A 477-nucleotide genomic window follows, 5' to 3' on the forward strand; every position below is an offset into this window, starting at 1 on the left:
TTCATGGCCTTGGCGGTTTCCAGCATGCGCTCGGCATATTCCAGCACCTTGCCGCCTTCCGGGGTCAGGCTGACGCCGCGTGAGTCGCGCAGCAGCAGCTTCACGCCCAGGTCGGCTTCCAGCGCGGCAATGCGGCTGGACACCGAGGCCTGGGTGGTAAACAGCTTCTCCGCGGTCAGGCGGAAGCTCTTGAGCCGGGCGACCCAGACGAAGGTTTCGAGGAAGCGAAGGTTCATGATCAGTTTTTCTTGTTCCAGACCGGCGGTTTTTCTCGTTGGACGCAGGTGGCGCGGCCTCTGAACAATGGCGCTCAGGCCGCGACCCTTTGTCGCCTATAAAACAATACCAACAAGCCGAGGCAAGCATGAACCCTACCGGCGTGCAGCAGCAGGTCAGTTCCCCCTCTTCGTCCGGGCCTTTCGCCTGGTACCGCGACATCGACTCACAGCAACGCCGGACATTCTGGAGCTGCAAGAT

1 protein-coding gene is annotated in these 477 nt (G+C 61.2%); it reads right to left on the reverse strand.

The features are described from left to right. Positions 1-236, reverse strand: a 236-nt coding sequence (locus J5M66_RS26615; RefSeq protein ID WP_207817543.1) for a LysR family transcriptional regulator, incomplete at its 3' end; no start/stop codon positions are given. Positions 237-477 lie beyond the last annotated feature (241 nt).

This window comes from Pseudomonas sp. 67(2021) (assembly GCF_017491835.1).
Taxonomy (GTDB): Bacteria; Pseudomonadota; Gammaproteobacteria; order Pseudomonadales; family Pseudomonadaceae; genus Aquipseudomonas; species Aquipseudomonas atacamensis.